The organism is Luteimonas aestuarii (assembly GCF_004357985.1).
Classification (GTDB): domain Bacteria; phylum Pseudomonadota; class Gammaproteobacteria; order Xanthomonadales; family Xanthomonadaceae; genus Luteimonas; species Luteimonas aestuarii.
On sequence record NZ_SMTF01000011.1, the window covers coordinates 93,286 to 115,039 of the forward strand.

Sequence of the window (21,754 nt, forward strand, 5' to 3'; positions counted from 1 at the left end):
GCTGCCCGCGTCAGCTCGCGCGCCACGCCAGCGCGGCGATCACCAGCAGCAGCACCAGCATCAGCCCGCCCGCCCCGGGCAGCCGCACCATCGCCGGCTCCAGCGCCGCCAGTCGCGTCAGCGGGCGCAGGTGCGGGACCGGGGGTTGCCACGCATTCCAGCGATCCAGCACGGCGACGCCTGCGTTGCGCAGGGCCGTGGCGATCGTCGCCAGCGGTTGCAGCAGGTCGCCCTCGGGGATCCGCGGCGCGGCCCGATTGCCGCGCAGCCGCGTGGCCAGGGTCCACGCCACCAGCGCCAGCAGGGCCGGCCACAGCGCATCCCAGATGCCGGCCAGCGGCGACCTGGCCAGGCCTGCCGACACCGCCCAGGCCCAGGGCACGGCGATGCCGGCCAGCACCGCGAGCGGCCAGGCCGGATGGATCGGCGGCGGCACCCCGGCATCGCCGCGATCGGCCCGCGCCAGCCGCCAGCCATGCAGCATCAGCAGCGCGGTCAGCAGCGAGCCGATCGACAACATCCACGCGAACGCTTCCCAACCCGCCGGCGCCAGCGTCGACTTCAGCGCATCCTTCGCCAGCGCGCCGGTGAACGCCGGCAGCCCCACCAGCGCCAGCGCAGGCAACGCGAACAGCGTCGCGCGCACGCGGCTGGCCCCCACCGCGCCACCGGCGGCCAGGAACAGCGCAATCTTGTTGAGCCCGTGGTGCAGCGCCAGCAGCCCCAGCACCGCGGTGCCGCCACCGGCCGCCTGCAACGCCGCGAACCCGGCGAACAGCAGGCCCATCTGGCTGACCGTCGAATACGCCAGCACCGTCTTCAGCCGCGACTGTGCGAGGCCCGCGAGCGCCCCGTAGGCACTGGTCGCCAGCCCCAGGAAGAACACCAGCGTCGCCGGTGCAAGGCTGCCCTCGGGCAGCACCCGCATCATTCCCAGCAGGCCCAGTTTGACCAGCACGCCGCTCAGCACCGCGCTGGCCGGCACCGGCGCCACCGGGTGCGCCACCGGCAACCAGAGGTGCAGCGGCACCAGGCCCAGCTTGACCGCGAACCCGGCGAACAGCAGCCAGGCCACGCCTGGCGCGGGTGGCTGGCTTGCGAGCGAAAGCACGTCCACCGCCTCGCGGCTGCCGGCCAGTTGCAGGACGCCGGCCAGCACCATCGCCTCGCCCAGCAGGGCCATCACCAGATAGACGCGCCCGGCACGCAGGGCTTCCGAAGTAGCCGCATGCACGACCAGCCCGTAGGCCGTTAGCGACATCACCAGGTAGCCGGTGTAGAACCCGGCCAGCTCCGCCGCCAGCAGCGCTTGCGCCACGCCCGCGAGTACCAGCAGCCACACCGTTGCGAACAGCGTTGGCGCACGCGACACCCGCGCGCCGGCCACGCCGCCGGCCAGCGCGAAGCCGAGTCCGGCGAGCAGCAGCAGTGGCCGGTTGACGCCATCCACCGCCCAGGCCGTGCCAAGCAGTAGGCGCGGCGCCGCCAGCCCGCCCTCGGGCGACAGCGCCAGTACCAGCAGCGGCAGCGGCGCCAGCACCAGCGCAGCCGCACGCAGCCTGTCGACGCGCACGGCGGCCAGCGCCAGCAGTGGCAGCAGCAGCGCAGCGACGATCCAGGCGGGCACGGCCAGCGCGCTCATCGGTACTCCCGGTCGACGATCAGCTGCACCCAGCCCAGCGGGCTCCAGTCCAACCCGGCCAGCAGGCCGGCCAGCACGGTCGCCAGGGCGGTGCAGGCCGCGGGTACCACCAGCGCCAGCCGCGCACGCCGGGGCAGCGCCTGCGGTGCCGGCCAGGCTTCGGGTGGTGGCGCGAACCAGATGCGGTACAGCACCGGCAAAAAGTACGCCGCGTTGAGCAGGGTGCTGGCCACCAGCACCCAGACCACCCACGCCTGCCCCGCCGCCACCGCGCCGGTGCCCAGGTACCACTTGCTGATGAAGCCGGCCATCGGTGGCACGCCGACCATGCCCAGCGCGGCGACGCTGAAGGCGCTCGCGGCGACGGGCTGGATGCGGCCCACGCCGTCGAGCTGGTCGACACGCTTGATCCCCAGCGTCTCGGCGAAGATGCCGGCGCAGAAGAACAGGGTGATCTTCATCAGTCCCTGGTGCACCAGGTGGACCAGCCCGCCGATGGTCGCCAGCGGGCCGGCGATGGCCGTGCCCAGCGCGATGTACGACACCTGGCTGACCGTCGACCACGCCAGCCGCCGCTTCAGGTCGGCCTGGCGCAACGCCATCAGCGAGCCATACACGATGGTGGCGCTGGCCAGCACCGCCAGCGCCGTGCCCAGTCCCAGCGCGTGCACGCGTTCCGTACCGTACACGTCGTACACCAGGCGCACGATGCCGAACGCGCCCGCCTTCACCACCGCCACCGCATGCAGCAGCGCGCTGACCGGGGCCGGCGCCACCATCGCCCGCGGCAGCCAGCCATGCAGCGGCAGCAGCGCCGCCTTCACCCCCAGGCCGGCGACCAGCAGCACGAAGATCGCGCGCTGCGCGAACTCCGTGCCTTCCAGCAGGCTGCCCAGGCCGCCGCGCGGCAGGAAATCGGGGATGCCGGCCACGCTGTACAGCCACACCAGCCCGGCCAGGAACAGCGCGCCGCCGAACAGCGTATGGCGCAGGTAGCTGCGGCCACCGGCGAAGGCATCGTCGGTGCCGCGATGCACCACCAGCGGCCAGGTGGCCAGCGTCAGCAACTCGAAGAACACGAAGAAGGTGAACAGGTTGCCGGCCGTCGCGATGCCCATCGTGGCGGCCACGCACAGGCTGAAGAAACCGAAGAAGCGCGCACGGTGCTCGCCGCGCTCCAGGTAGCCGATGGCGTAAATGGTGGTCAACAGCCACAGCAGCGCCGACAGCGTGCCGAACAGCAGCGTCAGCGAATCGATCCTGAGCACCAGGTCCAGCCCCGGCAGCAGCGGCATGCGCCACTCGAACGTCGCGCCATCGCGCACCGCCAGCAGCGCCACCACGATCAGCCCCAGCTTGAGCAGGGCCGCACCCAGGTTGAGCACCGTGCGCAGCCGCTGGCGACGCTCGCCGGCGGCGAACACCAGCACCGCCGTCACCAGCGAGACCAGCACCAGGGCCAACGGCAGCAGGCTCATGGCACGCCGCCTTCGGCGAACCCGGCCAAGGCCAGCACCGGTGCCCCGGCGAAGCCGAGCGCGATGGCAATCAGCGCCAGCAGCAGCGCCGCCCATTCCGCCGTGCGCGACACCGTGGCGCCTGCCACTGGCGCGCCCTCCGGCGGCCGGGCCAGCAGCGCCGCCAGCACCCGGAACAGGTAGGCCGCCGCCAGCAGGCTGCCGACCAGCAGCAAGGCGACCAGCCACCACGCCTCCTGCAACCATGCGCCCTGCAGCAGCCGCCACTTGGCGGCAAAGCCCCCGCTTGGCGGCAGGCCCATCAGGCTGACCGCCGCCAGCGCCAGCGCGAACGTGCTCAGGGGCGCACGCGCATCGGCGCCCGCCAGTCCGGCGACGCGGTCATCGCCCATCCGCTGCACCAGGTTGGCGGCGGCCAGGAACATCGCCGCCTTCGCCAGGCCATGGCCCAGCAACTGCAGCACGGTGCCCTGCCACGCCAGCGCGCTGGGCATCGCCAGCACCAGCAGCAGGTAGCCGAGCTGCGCGACGGTGGAGAACGCCACCACCTGTTTCAGCCGCGCCTGCCGCAGCGCCGCCACCGAGCCATACAGCACCGCCGCACCGCCCAGCCCCGCCAGCAGCGGCCCGGCAGCGGCCATCCCGGTGCCGCCATGCGCGAACCACAGCCGCCACACCAGCAGCACGGCGGCCTTGACCACCAGTGCCGACAGCACCGCGCTGACCGGACCCGGCGCCGCGCCGTGCGCCAGCGGCAGCCAGCCATGCAGCGGGAAGACGGCGGCCTTGAGCAGCAGCCCCGCCAGCATCAGCCCCAGCGCCACCGACGTCGCCGGACCGGGCACGGCGCGCGCGGCGGACAACTCGATGTCCAGGCTGCCGGTGGTGGCGTGCAGGATCGCCACGCCCAGCAGCCAGGCCAGCGAGCCCAGCATCGCCAGCAGCAGGTAGCGCATGGCCGCGCGCAGCGCCGCGACAGTGCCGGCGCTGGCCACCAGCGCCACCGCCGCCAGGGTCAGCAGCTCCAGCCCGACATACATGTTGAACAGGTCGCGCGACAGCACCACGGCGTTCAGACCCGCCAGCAGCACCAGCCAGGACGGCCAGAACGCACGGTTGGCCTGCGCGCGCGCGGGCATCGAGGCGGCATGCGCGCCAGCGGCCAGCATCACCACGCCAATCAGTGCCAGCAGCAGCAGCGCCAGCCCGTCGAGCTGCAGCCGGATGCCGAGTGGCAGCGCGATCCCGGCCACCACCACGTCCAGCGCGCCGTCCGCCACGAATGCCTCCGCCAGCCAGACCCATGCCGCCAGCAGTGCCAGGACCAGTCCCTGCGCCAGCCAGGCCGCGTGCCTGGGCCGCAGGGCCACGGCCAGGGCCGCCCCCAGCATCGGCGCCAGCACCCACAGCGGCAGCAGCTCAGCGGCGGTCATCGCCGCCCTCCCCTGCGTCCGCCACGGCCTCGTCGTCGGTGCCGTCTTCCGCATCCAGCACCGCCGCGCCACTGGCGCGATACAGCGCCAGCAGCAGGGCGAGCCCGAACGCGCTCGCCGAGACCGCCACCACGATCCCGGTCAGCACCATCGCCTGGGTCACCGGGTCCGGCGTGCCGTGGACATGGCTGCCCAGCACCACCATGACGAGGAACACCGCGGCCCCCAGGAGGTTCAGCGCCAGCAGCTTGCGCAGCAGGTGGCCGGCGACCAGTACCCCGTACACCCCAAGGCCGACCAGCCCCGCCGCCACCACCAGCCACACCAGCACCTGCGCGCTCATCGCCGCCGCCCCAGTCCGGCCGCCCCCAGGAACAGCAGCACCAGGGTCATGGCGATCGACAGCATCATCGCGCCCTCGACCAGGTACACCGCGCCCAACCCGGCGATGCGCAACACCGGCCCGCCCTGCGCCAGGGGCAGCAGGCCGACCGCGGTGAACACCACCACGCCCAGTACCAGCAGCACGACCTGGGTAACGCCGGGCCGCGGCCGCGGTTGCAGCCGACCCGCCAGCGCCAGCAGCACGCCTGCCGCGGCCAGCACCGCGCCGGCCTGGAACGCGCCACCCGGTGCCTTGCCGCCCACGTGCAACAGGTAGCCGCCGACCAGCAGGGCGGCCGGCACCACCGCCGCCAGCAGCGCATCCAGCAACGGCGACGGCCCCGGGGGCTGCAGCGGGCCCGGACGCCCGACCCGGGCCACCATCGCCGCGCCCAGCCAGGCCACCAGCAGCACCAGCATTTCCAGCAGGGTGTCGTAGCCGCGGAACTGCAGCAGCACCGCCGTGACCGGGTTGCCGAGCGGGCCGTCGACATTCGCGGCCAGCGCCCGCGCGCCGGCGGTGTCCTCGGGCACCGGCACCGACGCCAGCGCGAGCATCAGCGCAAGCGCCAGTCCGGCGCAGCCCAGCGCGACAGGCACGGCGAAGCGCGTGGTGCGGACGCCGGGCTCGCGGGCACGTGCCGGGCGCAGCGCGACGAGGCGGCGATAGCACAGCATCAGCATCGCGCCGGTCAAGCCGGCACCGATCGCCGCCTCGGCAAGGGCCAGGTCCGGCGCCCCCAGGTGCGCCCACACCACCGCCATCAGCAGGCCGAACACGGTGAACACCACGATCGACAGGAACAGCCGCGGGCCTGCCACCACCAGCCCGCCCAACAGCAGCAGCGCCAGCCCCAGCACGATGTCGAACGCCAGGCTCACGCGTGCGTGTCCTCGTTGCGCCTGCCCTCGTCACGGACGTCCTCGTCGCCGGCGTCCTCGCCGCGCGCGGTGCGCCGCGCCAGCAGGTGCGCCGACAGCGTCGACGCCACCAGCGCCAGCAGCCAGACCACGCCCAGCAGCAGGGCCACCCGCAGCGATGCCGCGCGCACGGCCAGTCCCGCGCACACCAGCATCAGGCCGACGTTGTCGGCCTTGGTCAGCGCATGCAGGCGGCTGTAGCTGTCGGGCAGGCGCAGCAGCCCGACCGTGCCGGCCAGGTAGAACCCGCACCCCGCCAGCAGCAGCACCGCGGCGATGCCGTCGACCACGGTCATGCGTCGTCTCCGTCGCGACCCGGCGGCAGCCCGACGAAGGCCACGCTGAGGATCGTCGCCAGCAGCACGAACAGCAGCGCGACATCGCGCAGCGCCGCGCGCCCGCCGGCCTCGGCCATCACCAGCAGGATGGCGACCGTAGTGCTGCCGAACAGCAGCGCCGCCTGCATGCGGTCGACGTTGCGCGGCCCGCGCACCACGCGCACCAGGCCGGCGCAGACATTGAGCAGCAGGAACATCGCGATGGCGGAGAGCAACGCGTCCATGCCGGTCATCGCGCCGCCGCCTCGAACGGCAGCGAGAACAACCACGCCAGCCGCCGCTCCAGTTCACCGATGCCGTCGGCGGCCGATGGCGTCAGGCAATGCACGTCGAGCCAGCCACCATCGGCATCCAGCGCCACGCTGAGCGTGCCTGGCAACAGGCTGAGCACGCCGACGAATACCGTCTGCGGCAGGCCCGGCGGCAGGCGCATGCGATGGCGCAGCATCACCGGCTCGATCGGCATGCGTGGCGACAGCGCGCGCCGCGCGACATCCGCCCCACCTCGCCACGAGGCCACGACGAACCACACGAAGAACGCGACCAGCCGCAATGGCTGCCAGCGATGCACCTCGCCCGGCGCCACCCAGCTGCCGAAGGCGGCACCGGCCAGCGACACCAGCACCCCCAGCCACAGGCTGCCCAGGCCATCGAGCGCGCACCACGTGGCCAGCAGCAGCACGAAGACCTGCACGCCCCATGCGAGGCGGGCGCGGAGCGTGGGGTCGAAGTGCGTCGGCGAAACCATCCCGCCAACATAATGGCGTCGTCGTCGCGCGGACGCGAACGCCGCACGCGCCCTCGTCGCGCGCGACGATGCGCAGGTACCGGAAGCGCCGGCCGGTGCCGGCGCGATCGCTTACGAGGCCTTCGGCTCGAAGGCGTGGGCGAGGTCGGTGCCGCGGAACGCATCGGGCGTCTCGTGCGACACCGCGTAGCGGTACAGCGCGGCGGAGTAGATGCCGCTCAGCGCCGCCTGGTAGATGCCCAGCAGCAGCACGCCCAGCCCGAACAGCACGCCGACCGCGACCGCAAGCATCCACGACGCCTGCGCCGCAAGGACGGTCAGCAGCACCCCGGCAATCACCACGCCGAAGGTGATCAGCCCGAAGGCCGCGCCGATGCCCACCTGCCCCACCGCGTTCTCGCCCCATGTGCGCTTGAGCAGCCGCACGCTTTCCTTCAGCGCGTCGACCGGGCCGATGTCGCGGCTGACCAGCACCGGCACCACCAGGAACGTCGCCAGCGTCCAGGCCACGCCCAACCCGCTGCCCAGCAGGCGCACGAGGAAGTTGTTCTTGCTGTTCTTCAGCGCCTGCAGCAGCACGCCAACCGTGGCGGAGATCGCGGCATAGCCCAGGATTGCCGGGATGCGCGACTTCGCGGCCGCGAAGCCGTCGGCCAGCGTCGGATCGCCGCCATCGAGCCGGATCATCGCCGCACCGATCAGTGCGCAGTTGAAGAAGATGATCACGCTGTACTGCACGAAGTAGAACAGGAAGCCGAACACCGCCGCGCCGATGCCGAAGCCGTCGGCGAACACCCGCAGCGCGAACATCGGCAGCAGGAACGTGGCCAGCACCACCAGCGTGGCCAATCCCGAGATCAGCGGGAACAGCATCAGCTCCTTGTCGGAGCGCAGCACCGATGCGCTGGCCTTGACCAGTTCCCAACTCCGCGAAACCTTCTCGAACATGGCACGACTCCCCTGGCAACGACGATAGGCATATCCTCCCGCCGCGCCGGCGTGCCGGCAATTGACGGAAGTCATCGACTTGACGTGGATCAGGCCGACACGTGACGGACTGGCCCCCACCCCGGCCCTCCCCCGCAGGCGGGGGAGGGAGCACGTTGGGCGCATTGCGACGGTTAGATGCGCGGGGGATGCGTTGCGACGGGAACGTGCACGCCGGATCGTTCCGGGAGGCGGCCGCAGGGAACGGCAATGCCCCCTCCCCCGCCTGCGGGGGAGGGCCGGGGTGGGGGCCAACGGAGCCGCCGCACGCTCAGTAGAGCGCCACCACCTCGAACGCCACGCCGTGTTCCTTATGTGTCGCCCACAGTTCGCGCAGCGTCCTGCCCTCGACGGGGTGCAAGGCTTCGGGCGCGATGTCCGCCAGCGGCTTCAGCACGAACGCGTGGCGCAGTTCGCCGCGCGGTACGCGCAGATGGCCGGTGCCCTCGATCACCCGGTCGTCGTAGAGCACGATGTCGATGTCCAGCGTGCGGTCGCCGTAACGCGGCCCGCTGCGGTCGCGGCCGTTCGCATCTTCCAGCGCATGCAGCCAGTCGTTCAGCGCCTCCGGCGTCATGTCCGTCTCCACCACGGCCGCGGCATTGATGAAATCCGGGCCCTCGAATCCCACCGCGGGAAAGCGGTACGCCGGCGACACCGCGACGTTCGCGTCGCCAAAGCGTCCGCGCAATGCCGCCGCCGCGATGCGCAGGTAGCGCACCGGGTCGACGTTGCTGCCCAGGCTGAGGCTGGCCACGCTCATGCGTCGGCAGCCGCTTCGGCTGGGGCGGTCGCGTCCCGCCCCGACAGCGCGGCAGCGAACGCCGCATCGCTGGTGGACTGGAAGACGCGCAGGCCGAACTCGGGCAGGATCGCCAGCAGGTGGTCGAAGATGTCCGACTGGATGCCTTCGTACTCGGCCCAGGCGGTGGTGGCGGTGAAGCAGTAGATCTCCAGCGGGATGCCGGTGGCGGACGGGTCCATCTGCCGCACCAGCAGCGTCATGTCCTTGCGCACCTTCGGGTGCGCGCGCAGGTAGGCCAGCGCATACGCGCGGAACGTGCCCAGGTTGGTGACGCGCCGCGCGTTCACCGGGTCCTTGCCCGCCGCCTCCAGCTTCGCGTTCCATGACTCCAGCTCGGCTCGCTTGGCGTCGAGGTACTCGTCGATCAGCGCGACCCGGCGCAAGGCATCGCGTTCGTCCTTCTCCAGGAAGCGGACCGACGACTGGTCGATGTGCAGCGCGCGCTTGATGCGGCGGCCGCCCGACTCGCTCATGCCGCGCCAGTTCTTGAACGACTCGCTGATCAGCTTCTTGGTCGGGATGGTGGTGATGGTCAGGTCCCAGTTGCGCACGGTCACCGTATGCAGCGCGATGTCGATGACGTCGCCGTCGGCGTTCTGGCTGGGCATCTCGATCCAGTCGCCCATGCGCACGCGGCCATCGCTGCCGATCTGCACGCTGGCCACGAACGACAGGATCGTGTCCTGGAAAATCAGCATCGTCACCGCGGTCATCGCGCCCAGGCCGGTCAGCACGTGCACGAACTCCGCGCCGATCAGCGTGGCGAAGACCGAGATCCCCGCCAGCACGAAGACCACGATCTTGGCCACCTGCAGGTAGCCCTTGATCGGCTTGTCGATCGCCCTGGGCCTGCGCTCGTACTCGCGGTTCACAACGTCCAGCGCGCGCGCGACGGACAGCGCCACGGTCAGCACGATCCAGGCCTGGCACAGGCCGCGGACCACGCTCACGAACAGCGGCGGCAGGTCCGGGATGAGCACCGCGCCGGCATAGATCACCAGCGCCGGCACCACGTTGGCCAGCCGCGGGATCACGCTCATGCGCACGTCGCTGTCGTGCTCGGCGTCGCGGTACACCGTCTTGCGCAACAGCCGGCGGATGCCGCGCAACAGCACGTGCTTGGTCAGCCAGTTCGCCAGCCACGCCGCCAGCAGCAGCAACGCCGCCACCGCCGCCGTCCACGCCCATGGGTAGGGGGACAGTTGCGCCTGCAGCCAGTCCATCCAGGCCATCATCCCGCCACCACCCGGCTCCGCTCCACGACCACGCCCACGGCCTTCGCGCCCCGCACCGCGCCCGGCTTGCTGAGTTTCAGGCGCACGTGCGCGACGTCGAACTCATCCAGCACGATGGCCGCGCAGCGCTCGGCCAGGGTCTCGACCAGGCCGAAGTCAGAAGCGCCCACGTATTCGATCAACCGCTTGCTCACGGCCTTGTAGTCCAGCGTGTCGGCGATGTCGTCGCTGGCGGCGGGCACGCGGTTGTCGAACGCCATCTCGAGGTCGAACACCAGCGCCTGGCGGATGCGCCGCTCCCAATCGTAGATGCCGATCAGCGCCTCGATCTCGAGGCCCTCGATGAAAACCTTGTCCACGTCCGTCCTCATGTCTGCGCAAACGCGCGTGACCATGCTGCCGCCATTGTAGGAGCGCCCTTGGGCGCGATGTTGATCGGGCGCGATGTTGGTGGAAGCGACGGCAAGCCGGGCATCGCGCCCGAGCGCGCTCCTACCGGGCGGGCACCGCCGGCAGCGTCGCCATGTCCCAGCGCGGCGTCACGTGCACCGCGGCTTCGTCACGCTGCCCCGCCTGCAGGCGCAGCGCGCCGGCGAAGGCGATCATCGCGCCGTTGTCGGTGCACAGCGACGGCCGCGGGAAGCAGGCGCGGCCGCCACGCAGCGCCGCCATGTCCTGCAGCTTCGCGCGCAGGCGCCTGTTGGCACCCACGCCACCGGACACCACGATCACGTCGCAGCCCGCGGCATCCAGCGCGCGTTCGCACTTGATCGCCAGCGTGTCCACCACCGCATCCTCGAAGCCGCGGGCGATGTCGGCACGGGTCTGGTCCGACTGGTCGCTGTTCCGCCAGGCCAGCAGCACCTGGGTCTTCAATCCGCTGAAGCTGAAGTCCAGCCCCGGCCGGTCGGTCATCGGGCGCGCGAACCTGAACGCGCCCGGCCGGCCCTGCTCGGCCAGCGCGGCCAGCTGCGGCCCGCCCGGATACGGCAGGCCCATCATCTTCGCGGTCTTGTCGAAGGCTTCGCCGGCGGCATCGTCGAGGGTCTCGCCCAGCAGCCGGTATTGGCCGATGCCATCGACCGCGATCAGCTGGGTGTGCCCGCCCGAGACCAGCAGGGCCACGAACGGCGGTTCGGGCGGGTCGTCTTCCATCAGCGGCGCCAGCAGGTGGCCTTCCATGTGGTGCACGCCCACCGCCGGCACCTCCAGCGCCCAGGCCAGCGAGCGCGCCACCCCCGCGCCGACCAGCAGGGCACCCACCAGCCCCGGCCCGGCGGTGTACGCCACGCCCTCGATCTCATCGATCCCGAGACCCGCCTCGGCCAGCGTCTGCCGCACCAGCGGCAGCAGCTTGCGCACATGGTCGCGGCTGGCCAGCTCCGGCACCACGCCGCCATATTCGGCGTGCAGGGCGATCTGGCTGTACACGGCATGGGCGCGCAGGCCGGCGGCACCGGGCAGGGCGGTGTCGTAGACGGCCACGCCGGTTTCGTCGCAGCTCGATTCGATGCCGAGGACTTTCATGCTCTGGACGCTGGGGACTCGGTTGCGCGGGCACAAGGCAAGCGGCTATGATACGCGGCTCGCCCGGCCCCCGTGCCGGTCCACACGATCCAGAGATTCCTATGCCAAGCGTCAAAGTCCGCGAAAACGAGCCCTTCGAGTTTGCCCTCCGTCGCTTCAAGCGCACCTGCGAGAAGGCCGGCGTGCTGGCCGAAACCCGCAAGCGCGAGTTCTACGAGAAGCCGACCCAGGAGCGCAAGCGCAAGGCCGCCGCCGCGGTGAAGCGCCAGGCGCGCCGCACCTCGCGCGACGTCACCAAGCGCCAGCGCCTGTACTGAGCCGCGACGCTTCGCGAAAAGCCGGCACGCGCGAGCGTCGCCGGCTTTTTGCATTTCTGGACCGACCATCCTGCCTGAGTCCGAGGCCCCAGCCGGAGCATTCGCATGTCCCTGAAACAGCAACTCACCGATGACATGAAGGCCGCCATGAAGGCCGGCGAAAAGGAGCGCCTGGGCGTGATCCGCCTGGTCAATGCCGCCATCAAGCAGCGTGAAGTCGACGAACGCGTCGAGCTGGACGATGCCGCCGTGCTGGCCGTGCTGGAAAAGATGGTCAAGCAGCGCAAGGACTCGGTGACCCAGTACGAGGCCGCCGCGCGCGAGGACCTGGCCGCCATCGAGCGCGCCGAGATCGCCGTGATCGAAACTTACCTGCCGGCGAAGCTGGACGAAGCCGCGATCGCCGCCGCCATCGACGACGCCGTGGCCCAGACCGGCGCCAGCGGCCCGGCCGACATCGGCAAGCTGATGGGCGTGCTCAAGCCCAAGCTGGCCGGCCAGGCCGACATGGGCTTGGTGTCGAAGCTGGTGAAGCAGAAGCTGGCCGGCTGATCCGCCGGCCTTCCATCGCCCGACCCGGGCCACGACACAGGAGGTGCGTCATGAAGCGTTTCCATCCCCTCGACCCCTGCTTTCGAAACCACCCGTAAGCGGCGCAAGGGATTCCCGTCGGAAACCCGGGTCAAGCGTGGTGCCCGCGTCGTCCACGGCGACAAGGAACTGCTGGAGAAGCTCGGCCGCAACGATCCCTGCCCCTGCGGCTCGACCCGGAGGTTCAAGGCGTTGTTGCCTGCGCTCCGCGCGACATGACGGGTCGCAGCGCCACCACTACGTCCGCGATTGAGCCATCGCCGCGCCCCGCCGGGGCGCGCATGGCATGCTCACGGGATGGAAGAGACCCGCATCCAGCTACGGCCCGCCACGCGCGCGGACGTGCCCACGATCCTCGCGCTGATCCGCGGCCTGGCCGACTATGAAAAGCTCGCGCACGAGGTGGAAGCCGACGAGGACGGCCTTGCCGACACCCTGTTCGGCACGCGTCCGGGCGCGGAAGTGGTGATCGCCGAAGCCGACGGCCACGCCGCCGGCTTCGCGCTGTTCTTCCACAACTACTCGACCTTCCTCGCCAGGCCCGGCCTGTACCTCGAGGACCTGTTCGTACTGCCTGCATACCGGGGCCGCGGCATCGGCCGCGCATTGATGGTGCACCTCGCGCGGCTGGCACTGGAGCGCGGCTGCGGCCGCTTCGAGTGGTCGGTACTGGACTGGAACGTCCCGGCGATCGGCTTCTATCGCAGCCTCGGCGCGGTCGGCATGGACGAATGGACCGTGCAGCGCGTGTCCGGCGAAGCGCTGCAGCGGCTGGCCGACGCGGCGGCCTGATCGCCGCATACTGACCCTGCCGTCACGACGGCACTGCTGCAATGCAGCTCCCTTCCTGCGGACGACCTGCCGATGACGGCCGACACCGTTGCGCCCCCGGCGCCACGACAGCGCATCGACGCCATCGATCTCGCACGCGGTTTCGCCGTCTGCCTGATGATCGTCGCACACGGCACCAACGGACTGATGCCCTACAGCGACTTCCCCGACTGGGGACAGGTGCCGGTGCATGCGATCACCAAGTTCTCGTCATCGCTGTTCTTCATCGTGTTCGGCGTGGCGCTGGCGGTGGCCTTCGTGCCGAAGACGTCTTCGCCCGACTGGCCGGCGCGTCGCAACCGCCTGCTGTGGCGCGGACTGGTGGTGCTGTTCTGGTACAAGGCGCTGACCGTCGTGGAGTTGTGGGACCGCAGCCGCGACGAGATCGTCGATACGTTGCTGTACCGCGACTTCCCGTCGTTCGTCGAGATCCTCGGTTTCTACGCCATCGCCTTGCTGTGGATCCCGTGGCTGCTGCCGCTTTGGGCGAAGGCGCCGGCGTGGGTGCGCTGGCTCAGTCCGTGGCCGGTCATCGCGCTGTCGTGGTGGCTGCTCAACCATTACGAGTTCGGGGGCATCCCGCAGCTGCAGGCGATCTTCGTCGAGCATCCGGAGTACTACACCTGGGGGCAGCTGTCGCGCCTGCCGCTGGTGCTGATCGGCCTGCTGGTCGGCGGCCTGCTGCTGCGCTGGCACCAGGACCCGCGACGCCGCCTGCTGCTGGCGGGCGGCATCGCGCTGGCCTCGGCGCTGCTGCTGGCGTGGTTCGCCTCGCGTGCGGGGGGGCAGCTGCAGGAGACACTGGTCGCGATCGGCCGCAACGACGGCAAGCATCCACCCGGGTTGTCGTTCTCGCTGTTCAGCGTGGGCGGCGCGCTGGGCCTGCTGGCGCTGTGCATCGCGGGTGGCAACCTGCTGGCGACGCTGCTGCGCCCGATCGCGGTGGTCGGCAGCGATGCGCTGATGGCCTTCATCATCCACATCAGCGTGATCTTCATCCTGTTCCGCAACACCTGGGGCTACTACCAGGCGGTGTCGTACACGCATGCGCTGTGGCTGTCGTTGGGCCTGGTGCTGGCGACCGCGCTGTGGATCTGGCTCTGGTCGCTGGGCATGCGCGCGCTGCGCAAACCTGCACGCGCGCCAACGACGAAACCCGCCGACGACTGATGTTCAGTGCGGGTGCAATGCCTTCACGCCAGACTCCCGCGGCGATGAAGCACGGCATCGCTCGACTGCTGGCCACCACGACGATCGCGGCCGCGACCCTGTTCGCGGCGGCGCTTCCCCTGCATGCGCGGATGCAGGCAGCACCGGAGCGTCCGCTGCGCGTGCCGGCGTGGACGCTGGAACTGGAGCGCCGGCTGGAAGCGGTGGATGCCGCGTACGCAGGCGACATCGGCGTGTACGTGCGCCACCTGGGACGGGACGAATCCTTTTCGTACCGCGCCGAAGAGCCGTGGTACCTCGCCTCCGGCGTCAAGGTGCCGATCGCCATCGCGGTCATGCGCGCCATCGAGCGCGGCGAACTCGCGCTGGACACGCGGGTCACGTTGCGCGAATCGGATTTCGTCGATGGCGCCGGCGGCACCAATGCCTATCGCGCCGGTACCCGGCTGCGGGTGTCGTGGCTGCTCGAGCAGATGATCGTGCACAGCGACAACACCGCCAGCGACGTGCTGATCCGCACCGTCGGCATCGAGCAGGTCAATCGCGTGGCGGCCGAGCTCGGTCGCGTCGACGGCATGCACATCACCACCCTGGCCGACGTGCGCCGGCTGGCCTACGGCCAGCTGCATCCGTCCGCATCGGGCCTGCGTTCGCAGGACCTGTTCGCGCTGCAGCGTGCGGGCGCGGGGCAGGCGCGCGTGCGCCGGCTGGTGCAGCTGCTGGCGATCACGCCCGCCGACCTGCTGCGCCCGGATCTCGACAGCGCGTTCGAGGCCTACTACGCCACGCACGCCAACAGCGCGTCGCTGGTGGAGTTCGGGCGCATGCTCGCCGCCTTGTCGGAAGGCCGCGCGCTCGGGGCGGAAGGCACCACCTACCTGCTCGACGTGATGTCACGCGTGCAGACCGGCAGCCGCCGCATCCGCGCGGGATTGCCCGCGGGCACGCGCTTCGAGCACAAGACCGGCACGCAGCATCGCCGCACCTGCGACCTCGGCATCGCCACGGTGCCGGCGCTTGCGCCCGGCCGTCCGCCGGCGCGCGTGGTCATCGCCGCGTGCGCACGCGGTACCGCGACGGCGGCAGGCGAACGCGCGTTGCGCGACGTTGGCGCGGCCGTCACTGCGTCCGGGGTATTCATGGAGGCGCCTTCCCGGCCCACCGTGTCCCCGCCCGATCCCATGCGATGAACCCGATACCCGATTCCCGCAGCGCTCGCACTTCCCTCCACGTACCGCTGCGGTTTGCACCGCTGCTCGCACTCGCCCTGCTGGCGGGCTGCCGCGGCGAACCGCAGGGACCGGTGGAACAACAGGCGGAAGCGCGCGACGCGGACGCGGCGTGGATTGCGCCGCTGGCCGACGAGGTCGACGCCATCGACGACGCCATGCCCGGCGACTTCGGCGTGGTGGTCGCGCGCTTCGGCGAACAGGCCGGCCTGCTCGACCGCGGCGACGACCGGCCGTGGTACCTGTCGTCGACGGTGAAGGTGCCGGTGGCCATCGCCATCCTGGAAGAGGTGGATGCCGGCCGGCTGTCGCTGGACGAACAGGTCGAGCTGCAGCGCAGCGATTTCGTCGATGGCGCCGGCGACATGCTGCAGCACAAGGCCGGCGAGCGCTTCAGCATCGCCGCCCTGTTGGAGAAATCGCTGCGCGACAGCGACAGCACCGCGACCGACATGCTGATCCGCACGCTGGGCGAAGGCCACCTCGACGCACGCATCCGCGACTGGGTGGGCAGCGGCTTCGGACCGATCACCACCATCCAGCAGGTGCGCTACGACGTGTACGGACCGCTGCATCCGGGCGTGGCCGACCTGGACAACATGGAGATCGTGGCGCTGCGCAACGCCGGGGCCGGCGAACCGCGGCTGCAGGCGCTGGCGCGTGCACTGGGCGTGGAGCGCAGCGAACTGCGCACCGAATCGCTGAAGGCCGCGTTCGACGATTACTACGATAGCGGCACCAATGCCGCCACGCTGCCTGCGTTCGCGCGGATGCTGGAACGCGTCGCCGCGGGCGAACTGCTCTCGCCCGAAAGCAACGACATCCTGCTGTCGCACATGCGCGCCATCACCACCGGCGGCCGCCGCATCTCCGCAGGCCTGCCTGCCGGCACCGACTTCGCACAGAAGACCGGCACCCAGCTGGAACGCGCGTGCAACGTCGGCATCCTCGATGCCGGCAAGGGACGCGAGGGCGCAACCGTGGTGGTCGCCTGTGCGGAAGACTTCGGTGAACTGGCGCAGGCCGAGCAGGCGTTCCAGTCGCTGGGACAGGCGTTGGGCAAGCTCGACGCAAGCGCCGCGGCAGGGAATAGCGTAGCGGCGGCCACGGACTGATCGCCGACGCAGCGGAAGCGATGGCAACGCCTTCGCTTCCGGCAGCCACGTCCTCCCCACTGTCGATCCGGCATCATGCCCCCATGTCGCGCATCCCCGAACGCTTCCAGCCCCTGCTTGCGCGCGTCGAGCGCAGCCCGCCCGCCGAGATCGCCCGGCGCTTCGTCGAGATCGACCTGCTGACACATGCCGCGTCGCTGACGTTCTTCGCGCTGGTCTCGCTGGCACCGCTGCTGGTGCTGGTGCTGTGGCTGGCGGCATCCCTGTATCCCGATGCGCAGGAGGCGCTGCTGGAACAGATCACCGAGCTCGCCGGGGCCGAGGCCGCCGCCGTGGCCGGGACCGTGCTGCGCAATGCCACCGCCCAGCCCGACGTGGGTTCGCTGGCCGGGCTCTGGGGCACCTTGCTGCTGTTCATCGGCGCGACCACGGTGTTCGCCCGCCTGCAGGGCACGTTGAACCTGATCTTCCGTACCGATGCCGAGCAACTTGGTGGCGTGTTGGCCTGGCTGCGCAAGCGCGTGTTTTCCTTTGGCGTCGTGCTTGCCCTGGGGTTCCTGATCATCGTGTCCACCCTGCTGTCGGCCGGCGTGGAACTGCTGCTGGCGGAGGTCCCGCTCCTTGTCAGCGTGGCGGGCGACGCGGTGTCGATCGCGATCTACATCATCGCCTTCGCGCTGATGTACCACTACCTGCCCGACCGCCGGGTCGGCTGGAGCCGCGCCTGGCTGGGCGGGGCGATCACCACCGCGCTGTTCCTGCTGGGGCGATGGCTGATCGGGCTGTACCTGACCGAAGCCGCGCCCGGCAGCGCCTACGGCGCCTTCGGTACGCTGGTGATCATGCTGATGTGGCTGTACTACGCGGCACTGGTGTTCTTCCTCGGGGCACTGGTCACCGCCGTCATCGACGAACGCTTCCTGGCCCGCGGGCCGGTGCAGGACCCGCCCCACGTGGCATCCTAGCGGGCCATGGCCCGCACCCTCGCCCAGCACCCCGATCGCCCTGCCCCCACGCCGAACGGCGCGTCGCGTGCTGCCGCCGAAACGGGCGGGACGGGTGGGGCAGGCTGACATGGCGCGCATCCCCGACGCCTTCATCGACGACTTGCTGGCGCGGACCGATATCGTCGAGGTGATCAACGCCCGCGTGCCGCTGAAGCGACAGGGCAAGGAATACGCATCGCGCTGCCCGTTCCACGACGAGCGCTCGGCGTCGTTCACGGTCTCGCCGACCAAGCAGTTCTACCACTGCTTCGGCTGTGGCGCGCACGGCACCGCGATCAGCTTCCTGATGAACTACGAGCGGCTGGAATTCCTCGATGCCGTGGACGAGCTGGCCAAGCGCGTCGGCATGGAAGTGCCGCGCGACACCCAGCAGCGCAATGCCAATCCCGAAACGAAGGACCTGTACGGCGCGATGGAAGCGGCGTCGACGTTCTTCCAGCGCCAGCTGGCCGGAAGCGACAAGGCGCGCGCCTATCTCGACAACCGCGGCGTGGGCGAGGCGGTGCGCACGCAGTTCGGCATCGGCTACGCACCCGACGGGTTCTCCGCACTCAAGGACGCACTTGGCACCGACGAGCGCCGCATGCGCCTGCTCGAGCGCGGCGGCATGTTCTCGAAGAACGACCGCGGCCACGTGTACGACAAGTTCCGCGACCGGGTGATGTTCCCGATCCACGACCGCCGTGGTCGTACCATCGCCTTCGGCGGTCGCGTGCTCGACAAGGATGACGGCCCGAAATACCTCAACTCGCCCGAGACCCCGCTGTTCCACAAGGGCCGCGAGCTGTACGGCCTGTGGCAGGTACGCCAGGCCAACCAGAAGATCGAACGCCTGATCGTGGTGGAAGGCTACATGGATGTCGTCGCGCTGTTCGAGCACGGCGTGAGCCAGGCGGTCGCCACGCTGGGCACCGCCACCACGCCCGACCACGCCGAACTGCTGTTCCGCAACGCGCCCGACGTGTACTTCTGCTTCGACGGCGACCGTGCCGGGCGCAACGCTGCGTGGAAGGCGGTGGAATCGGTGCTGCCGCGGATGCGCGACGGCCGCCAGGCGTTCTTCCTGTTCCTCCCGGACGGCGAAGACCCGGACACCATCGTCCGCCAGGAAGGCGCGGAAGGCTTCGATGCACGCCTGCGCGATGCCACGCCCTTGTCGAAGTTCTTCTTCGACACGCTGTCCGACGGCATCACCCTGTCCACGCTCGACGGCAAGGCGCGGCTGGCCGAGCGCGCCAAGCCGCTGCTGGCGCAGATCCCCGACGGCGCCTTCGGCGACCTGATGCGCCAACGCCTCACCGAACTCACCGGCGTGGGCGCGCGCAGCGCGTCACCGGGTACGCATGTGCCTGCGCAGCGCGCGCGCAACGCCCCGGCCACGCCCGCACCCAAGCGCAGCCTGGTGCGCGCGGCGATCTCGCTGCTGCTGCAGCAACCCTCGCTGGCGCTGGACCTGCAGCCGCCGTATCGCTTCGTCGCCCTGCGCCAACCCGGCATCCCGCTGCTGGTCGACGTGATCGCACTGGTGCACGCGCGGCCGGACATCACCACCGGCGCACTGATCGAGCATTTCGGCGACCGCGAGGAAGGCGCCGCGTTGCAGAAGCTGGCGGGGCATTCGGTGCCCGGCGATCCCGACGGCTGGCGCGCGGACCTGCAGGGCGCCATCGACCAGCTCAACCAGCAGGCACTGCAACAGCGGCTGGCCGAACTGCAAGGCCGCATGGCGTCGCTGGACGATACCGAGAAGGCGGAGTTGCGCGAACTGCTGCACTCGCGCCTGTCGGGGCACTGATCCTCGCAACAACCCCCTCTGCCGCCTGCGGGAGAGGGCTGGGGTGAGGGCGCGGCATACCCGCGGCAGTTGTCGCTTCAACGATCTGCTCGCGCGCACCCGGCGATCCAAACCACTCTTCGCAAGCCCCCGGGAAGGAACAGGCGTCCACGATTTCGCCAAAATTGTTCTAGGCTAGGTGTTCGTCCTCCGGGGAACACCCATGCGCCTGCACACCGCCCTGCCCGCCCTCGCGCTTGCCCTCTCCTGTGCGCTGCCCGCCGCCGCGCAGACCGCCACGGTCGAACGCCAGCACATCGGCAATCGCGTCACCGAACACGTGCCGGACATCCCGGCCGACCTGGTCGAACGCCTCAACCGCTACCAGAACACCCGCGGCGCTGGCGTCAGCGGCTGGACGAAGGACGGCTGCCTGCTGGTCGGCACCCGCTTCGCCGAAACCAACCAGGTGCATCGCGTCTGCCAGCCGATGGGCATGCGCGAACAGCTCACCTTCTATCCCGAGCCCGTCGCCGGCGTGGTCGCGTCGCCGCCGGGCGCGGCGCGCGAAGGCTTCGTGTTCGCCAAGGACACCGGGGGCGACGAGTTCTCGCAGCTGTACTGGTTCGACGCGCAGACCCGCGAAAGCACCCTGCTCAGCGACGGCCAGCGCAGCCAGAACGGCGGCACCGTGCTCAACCGCGACGGCTCGCTGATGGCGTTCTCCAGCACCGCGCGCAACGGCACCGACCGCGACGTCTGGGTACGCGACACGGCGTCGGGCCAGAACCGCCTGCTGCTGACCGAAGGCGGCTCGTGGACGCCGCTGGATTTCTCGCCCGACGGCAGCAAGCTGCTGGTGATGAAGTACGTCTCGATCAGCGAGTCGTATCCGGGCGAGGTGGACGTGGCCACCGGCACGCTGCGCATGTTCCCCATCGACGGCGGCACCGCGGCCTTCGGCGGCTTCGCCTACGCGCCCGATGGCAATGGCGTGTACTACATCTCCGACGAGCCGGTCGATGGCCAGCCCAGCGAGTTCCTCAGCCTGCGCTTCCACGACCCGCGCCGCGGCGCGCCGGAGATCCTGTCGGCGCACATCCCGTGGGACGTGGAAGGCTTCACCCTCGCGCGAGACGGCAAGCACCTGGCGTACATGACCAACGAGGACGGCATCGGCAAGGTGCACGTGCTGTCGCTGCCCAACCATCGCCCGGTGCAACTGCCGGAGTTGCCGGTCGGCCTGGTCGGCGGCGGCGATTTCTCGCACGACGGCAAGCGCCTGGCGCTGACGCTCAACACCGCCACCTCGCCCAGCGACGTGTACGTGATCGACCTGGCTGGTCGTTCGCTGGAACGCTGGACGCGTAGCGAAGTGGGTGGACTGGACACGGCGAATTTCGTCGCGCCGACCCTGGTGCGCTACCCCACGTTCGACGAGGTGGACGGCGCGGCGCGCACCATCCCCGCGTTCTACTACCGTCCCGCCAACGTGCCCGCCGGCCAGAAGCTGCCGGTCATCATCAACATCCACGGCGGCCCCGAGGCGCAGTCGCGCCCATCGTTCAACCCCAGCACGCAGTTCCTGGTCAACGAACTGGGCGTGGCGATGCTGGTGCCCAACGTGCGCGGCTCGTCCGGCTACGGCAAGACCTACCTGGCGCTGGACAACGCCGAGCTGCGCGAGGACTCGGTGAAGGACATCGGCGCGCTGCTCGACTGGATCGCCACCCAGCCGGAACTCGATGCCGAGCGCATCGGCGTGGTAGGCGGCAGCTACGGCGGCTACATGGTGCTGGCCTCGCTGATGCACTACAGCGACCGCATCCGCGCCGGCATCAACGTGGTCGGCATCTCCGACTTCATCACCTTCCTCACCAACACCGAAAGCTACCGCCGCGACCTGCGCCGCGCCGAGTACGGCGACGAGCGCGACCCGGAGATGCGCAAGGTGTTCGAAGCGATCTCGCCGCTGCGCAACGCCCATCGCATCAACGCGCCGCTGTTCGTCGCGCATGGCAGGAACGATCCGCGCGTGCCGTACACCGAAGCCGAGCAGATCGTGACCGCCGTGCGCGCCAACGGCCAGCCGGTGTGGTTCCTGATGTTCGACGACGAAGGCCACGGCTTCCGCAAGAAGACCAACAGCGATTACTTCGGTGCGGCCAGCGTGCTGTTCTGGCAGCGGCATTTGCTGGATGGCAGCGAGTGAACCTGACCGC

At 70.5% G+C, this 21,754-nt stretch carries 23 protein-coding genes; 10 read left to right on the forward strand and 13 right to left on the reverse strand.

All coding sequences use genetic code 11. The annotated features are described in order from the left end of the window. Nucleotides 1–10: 10 nt before the first annotated feature. The 13 genes from E2F46_RS12770 to tsaD all read right to left on the reverse strand — a co-directional run bounded on the left by E2F46_RS12770 (nucleotide 11) and on the right by tsaD (nucleotide 11,498). Nucleotides 11–1,642 carry a complex I subunit 5 family protein gene (locus E2F46_RS12770; protein ID WP_133322644.1) on the reverse strand — a complete coding sequence of 544 codons (1,632 nt, stop codon included), beginning with the start codon at nucleotides 1,640–1,642 and terminating at the stop codon, nucleotides 11–13. Continuing rightward, nucleotides 1,639–3,120 (reverse strand): complex I subunit 5 family protein, encoded by a 1,482-nt coding sequence (locus E2F46_RS12775; protein ID WP_133322646.1) that lies wholly within the window; start codon nucleotides 3,118–3,120, stop codon nucleotides 1,639–1,641. The genes E2F46_RS12770 and E2F46_RS12775 overlap by 4 nt, the downstream gene beginning before the upstream one ends. After that, the gene (locus E2F46_RS12780) at nucleotides 3,117–4,553 is read right to left on the reverse strand and encodes a complex I subunit 5 family protein (RefSeq protein WP_133322648.1); all 1,437 of its coding nucleotides are present in this window, start codon (nucleotides 4,551–4,553) and stop codon (nucleotides 3,117–3,119) included. The genes E2F46_RS12775 and E2F46_RS12780 overlap by 4 nt, the downstream gene beginning before the upstream one ends. Next, the gene (locus tag E2F46_RS12785) at nucleotides 4,540–4,896 is read right to left on the reverse strand and encodes an NADH-quinone oxidoreductase subunit K (protein WP_133322650.1); all 357 of its coding nucleotides are present in this window, start codon (nucleotides 4,894–4,896) and stop codon (nucleotides 4,540–4,542) included. Before E2F46_RS12785 ends, E2F46_RS12780 begins: the two co-directional genes overlap by 14 nt. Continuing rightward, the gene (locus E2F46_RS12790; protein WP_133322653.1) at nucleotides 4,893–5,819 is read right to left on the reverse strand and encodes a hydrogenase subunit MbhD domain-containing protein; all 927 of its coding nucleotides are present in this window, start codon (nucleotides 5,817–5,819) and stop codon (nucleotides 4,893–4,895) included. The genes E2F46_RS12785 and E2F46_RS12790 overlap by 4 nt, the downstream gene beginning before the upstream one ends. Next, nucleotides 5,816–6,154: a cation:proton antiporter gene (locus tag E2F46_RS12795; RefSeq protein ID WP_133322655.1), complete on the reverse strand. Its 339-nt coding sequence runs from the start codon at nucleotides 6,152–6,154 to the stop codon at nucleotides 5,816–5,818. The genes E2F46_RS12790 and E2F46_RS12795 overlap by 4 nt, the downstream gene beginning before the upstream one ends. Beyond that, entirely contained in the window at nucleotides 6,151–6,429 is a 279-nt protein-coding gene (locus tag E2F46_RS12800) for an MrpF/PhaF family protein (protein ID WP_207949580.1), read from the reverse strand. The genes E2F46_RS12795 and E2F46_RS12800 overlap by 4 nt, the downstream gene beginning before the upstream one ends. Further along, nucleotides 6,426–6,944, reverse strand: coding sequence for a Na+/H+ antiporter subunit E (locus tag E2F46_RS12805; protein WP_133322659.1), 519 nt, complete (start codon nucleotides 6,942–6,944; stop codon nucleotides 6,426–6,428). The genes E2F46_RS12800 and E2F46_RS12805 overlap by 4 nt, the downstream gene beginning before the upstream one ends. Before the next feature lie 111 nt (nucleotides 6,945–7,055). Beyond that, nucleotides 7,056–7,892 (reverse strand): DUF6159 family protein, encoded by an 837-nt coding sequence (locus tag E2F46_RS12810; RefSeq protein WP_133322661.1) that lies wholly within the window; start codon nucleotides 7,890–7,892, stop codon nucleotides 7,056–7,058. Between the two features lie 310 nt (nucleotides 7,893–8,202). Next, nucleotides 8,203–8,694 carry a 2-amino-4-hydroxy-6-hydroxymethyldihydropteridine diphosphokinase gene (folK, locus tag E2F46_RS12815; RefSeq protein ID WP_133322663.1) on the reverse strand — a complete coding sequence of 164 codons (492 nt, stop codon included), beginning with the start codon at nucleotides 8,692–8,694 and terminating at the stop codon, nucleotides 8,203–8,205. Beyond that, a complete protein-coding gene (locus E2F46_RS12820) occupies nucleotides 8,691–9,968 on the reverse strand; it encodes a mechanosensitive ion channel family protein (protein WP_243720419.1) in 1,278 nt (425 codons plus the stop codon). Before E2F46_RS12820 ends, folK begins: the two co-directional genes overlap by 4 nt. Beyond that, nucleotides 9,968–10,330, reverse strand: coding sequence for a dihydroneopterin aldolase (gene folB / locus E2F46_RS12825; RefSeq protein WP_133322668.1), 363 nt, complete (start codon nucleotides 10,328–10,330; stop codon nucleotides 9,968–9,970). The genes E2F46_RS12820 and folB overlap by 1 nt, the downstream gene beginning before the upstream one ends. A gap of 133 nt (nucleotides 10,331–10,463) precedes the next feature. Further along, nucleotides 10,464–11,498 (reverse strand): tRNA (adenosine(37)-N6)-threonylcarbamoyltransferase complex transferase subunit TsaD, encoded by a 1,035-nt coding sequence (gene tsaD / locus E2F46_RS12830; RefSeq protein WP_133322670.1) that lies wholly within the window; start codon nucleotides 11,496–11,498, stop codon nucleotides 10,464–10,466. A gap of 101 nt (nucleotides 11,499–11,599) precedes the next feature. On the opposite strand from tsaD, the gene rpsU reads away from it, so the two are divergent. From rpsU to E2F46_RS12880, 10 genes are all read left to right on the forward strand, one after another. Continuing rightward, nucleotides 11,600–11,815 (forward strand): 30S ribosomal protein S21, encoded by a 216-nt coding sequence (gene rpsU, locus E2F46_RS12835; RefSeq protein ID WP_036170822.1) that lies wholly within the window; start codon nucleotides 11,600–11,602, stop codon nucleotides 11,813–11,815. 105 nt (nucleotides 11,816–11,920) lie between these two features. After that, a complete protein-coding gene (locus E2F46_RS12840) occupies nucleotides 11,921–12,367 on the forward strand; it encodes a GatB/YqeY domain-containing protein (protein WP_133322672.1) in 447 nt (148 codons plus the stop codon). Between the two features lie 171 nt (nucleotides 12,368–12,538). Further along, nucleotides 12,539–12,625 (forward strand): SEC-C metal-binding domain-containing protein, encoded by an 87-nt coding sequence (locus E2F46_RS17865; protein ID WP_425599835.1) that lies wholly within the window; start codon nucleotides 12,539–12,541, stop codon nucleotides 12,623–12,625. Between the two features lie 78 nt (nucleotides 12,626–12,703). Further along, complete coding sequence (locus tag E2F46_RS12850) at nucleotides 12,704–13,198, forward strand: GNAT family N-acetyltransferase (RefSeq protein ID WP_133322674.1); 495 nt, start codon at nucleotides 12,704–12,706, stop codon at nucleotides 13,196–13,198. Nucleotides 13,199–13,270: 72 nt separating this feature from the next. Further along, complete coding sequence (locus tag E2F46_RS12855; protein WP_133322676.1) at nucleotides 13,271–14,407, forward strand: acyltransferase family protein; 1,137 nt, start codon at nucleotides 13,271–13,273, stop codon at nucleotides 14,405–14,407. A gap of 44 nt (nucleotides 14,408–14,451) precedes the next feature. After that, nucleotides 14,452–15,597 carry a serine hydrolase gene (locus tag E2F46_RS12860; RefSeq protein ID WP_243720420.1) on the forward strand — a complete coding sequence of 382 codons (1,146 nt, stop codon included), beginning with the start codon at nucleotides 14,452–14,454 and terminating at the stop codon, nucleotides 15,595–15,597. Then, nucleotides 15,594–16,751 (forward strand): serine hydrolase, encoded by a 1,158-nt coding sequence (locus E2F46_RS12865; protein ID WP_133322678.1) that lies wholly within the window; start codon nucleotides 15,594–15,596, stop codon nucleotides 16,749–16,751. The genes E2F46_RS12860 and E2F46_RS12865 overlap by 4 nt, the downstream gene beginning before the upstream one ends. Nucleotides 16,752–16,834: 83 nt before the next feature. Next, the gene (locus E2F46_RS12870) at nucleotides 16,835–17,716 is read left to right on the forward strand and encodes a YihY/virulence factor BrkB family protein (RefSeq protein ID WP_133322680.1); all 882 of its coding nucleotides are present in this window, start codon (nucleotides 16,835–16,837) and stop codon (nucleotides 17,714–17,716) included. Between the two features lie 109 nt (nucleotides 17,717–17,825). Then, nucleotides 17,826–19,553 carry a DNA primase gene (gene dnaG, locus E2F46_RS12875; RefSeq protein ID WP_133322682.1) on the forward strand — a complete coding sequence of 576 codons (1,728 nt, stop codon included), beginning with the start codon at nucleotides 17,826–17,828 and terminating at the stop codon, nucleotides 19,551–19,553. Between the two features lie 202 nt (nucleotides 19,554–19,755). Beyond that, nucleotides 19,756–21,744, forward strand: coding sequence for a S9 family peptidase (locus E2F46_RS12880; protein WP_133322684.1), 1,989 nt, complete (start codon nucleotides 19,756–19,758; stop codon nucleotides 21,742–21,744). Nucleotides 21,745–21,754: the final 10 nt, after the last annotated feature.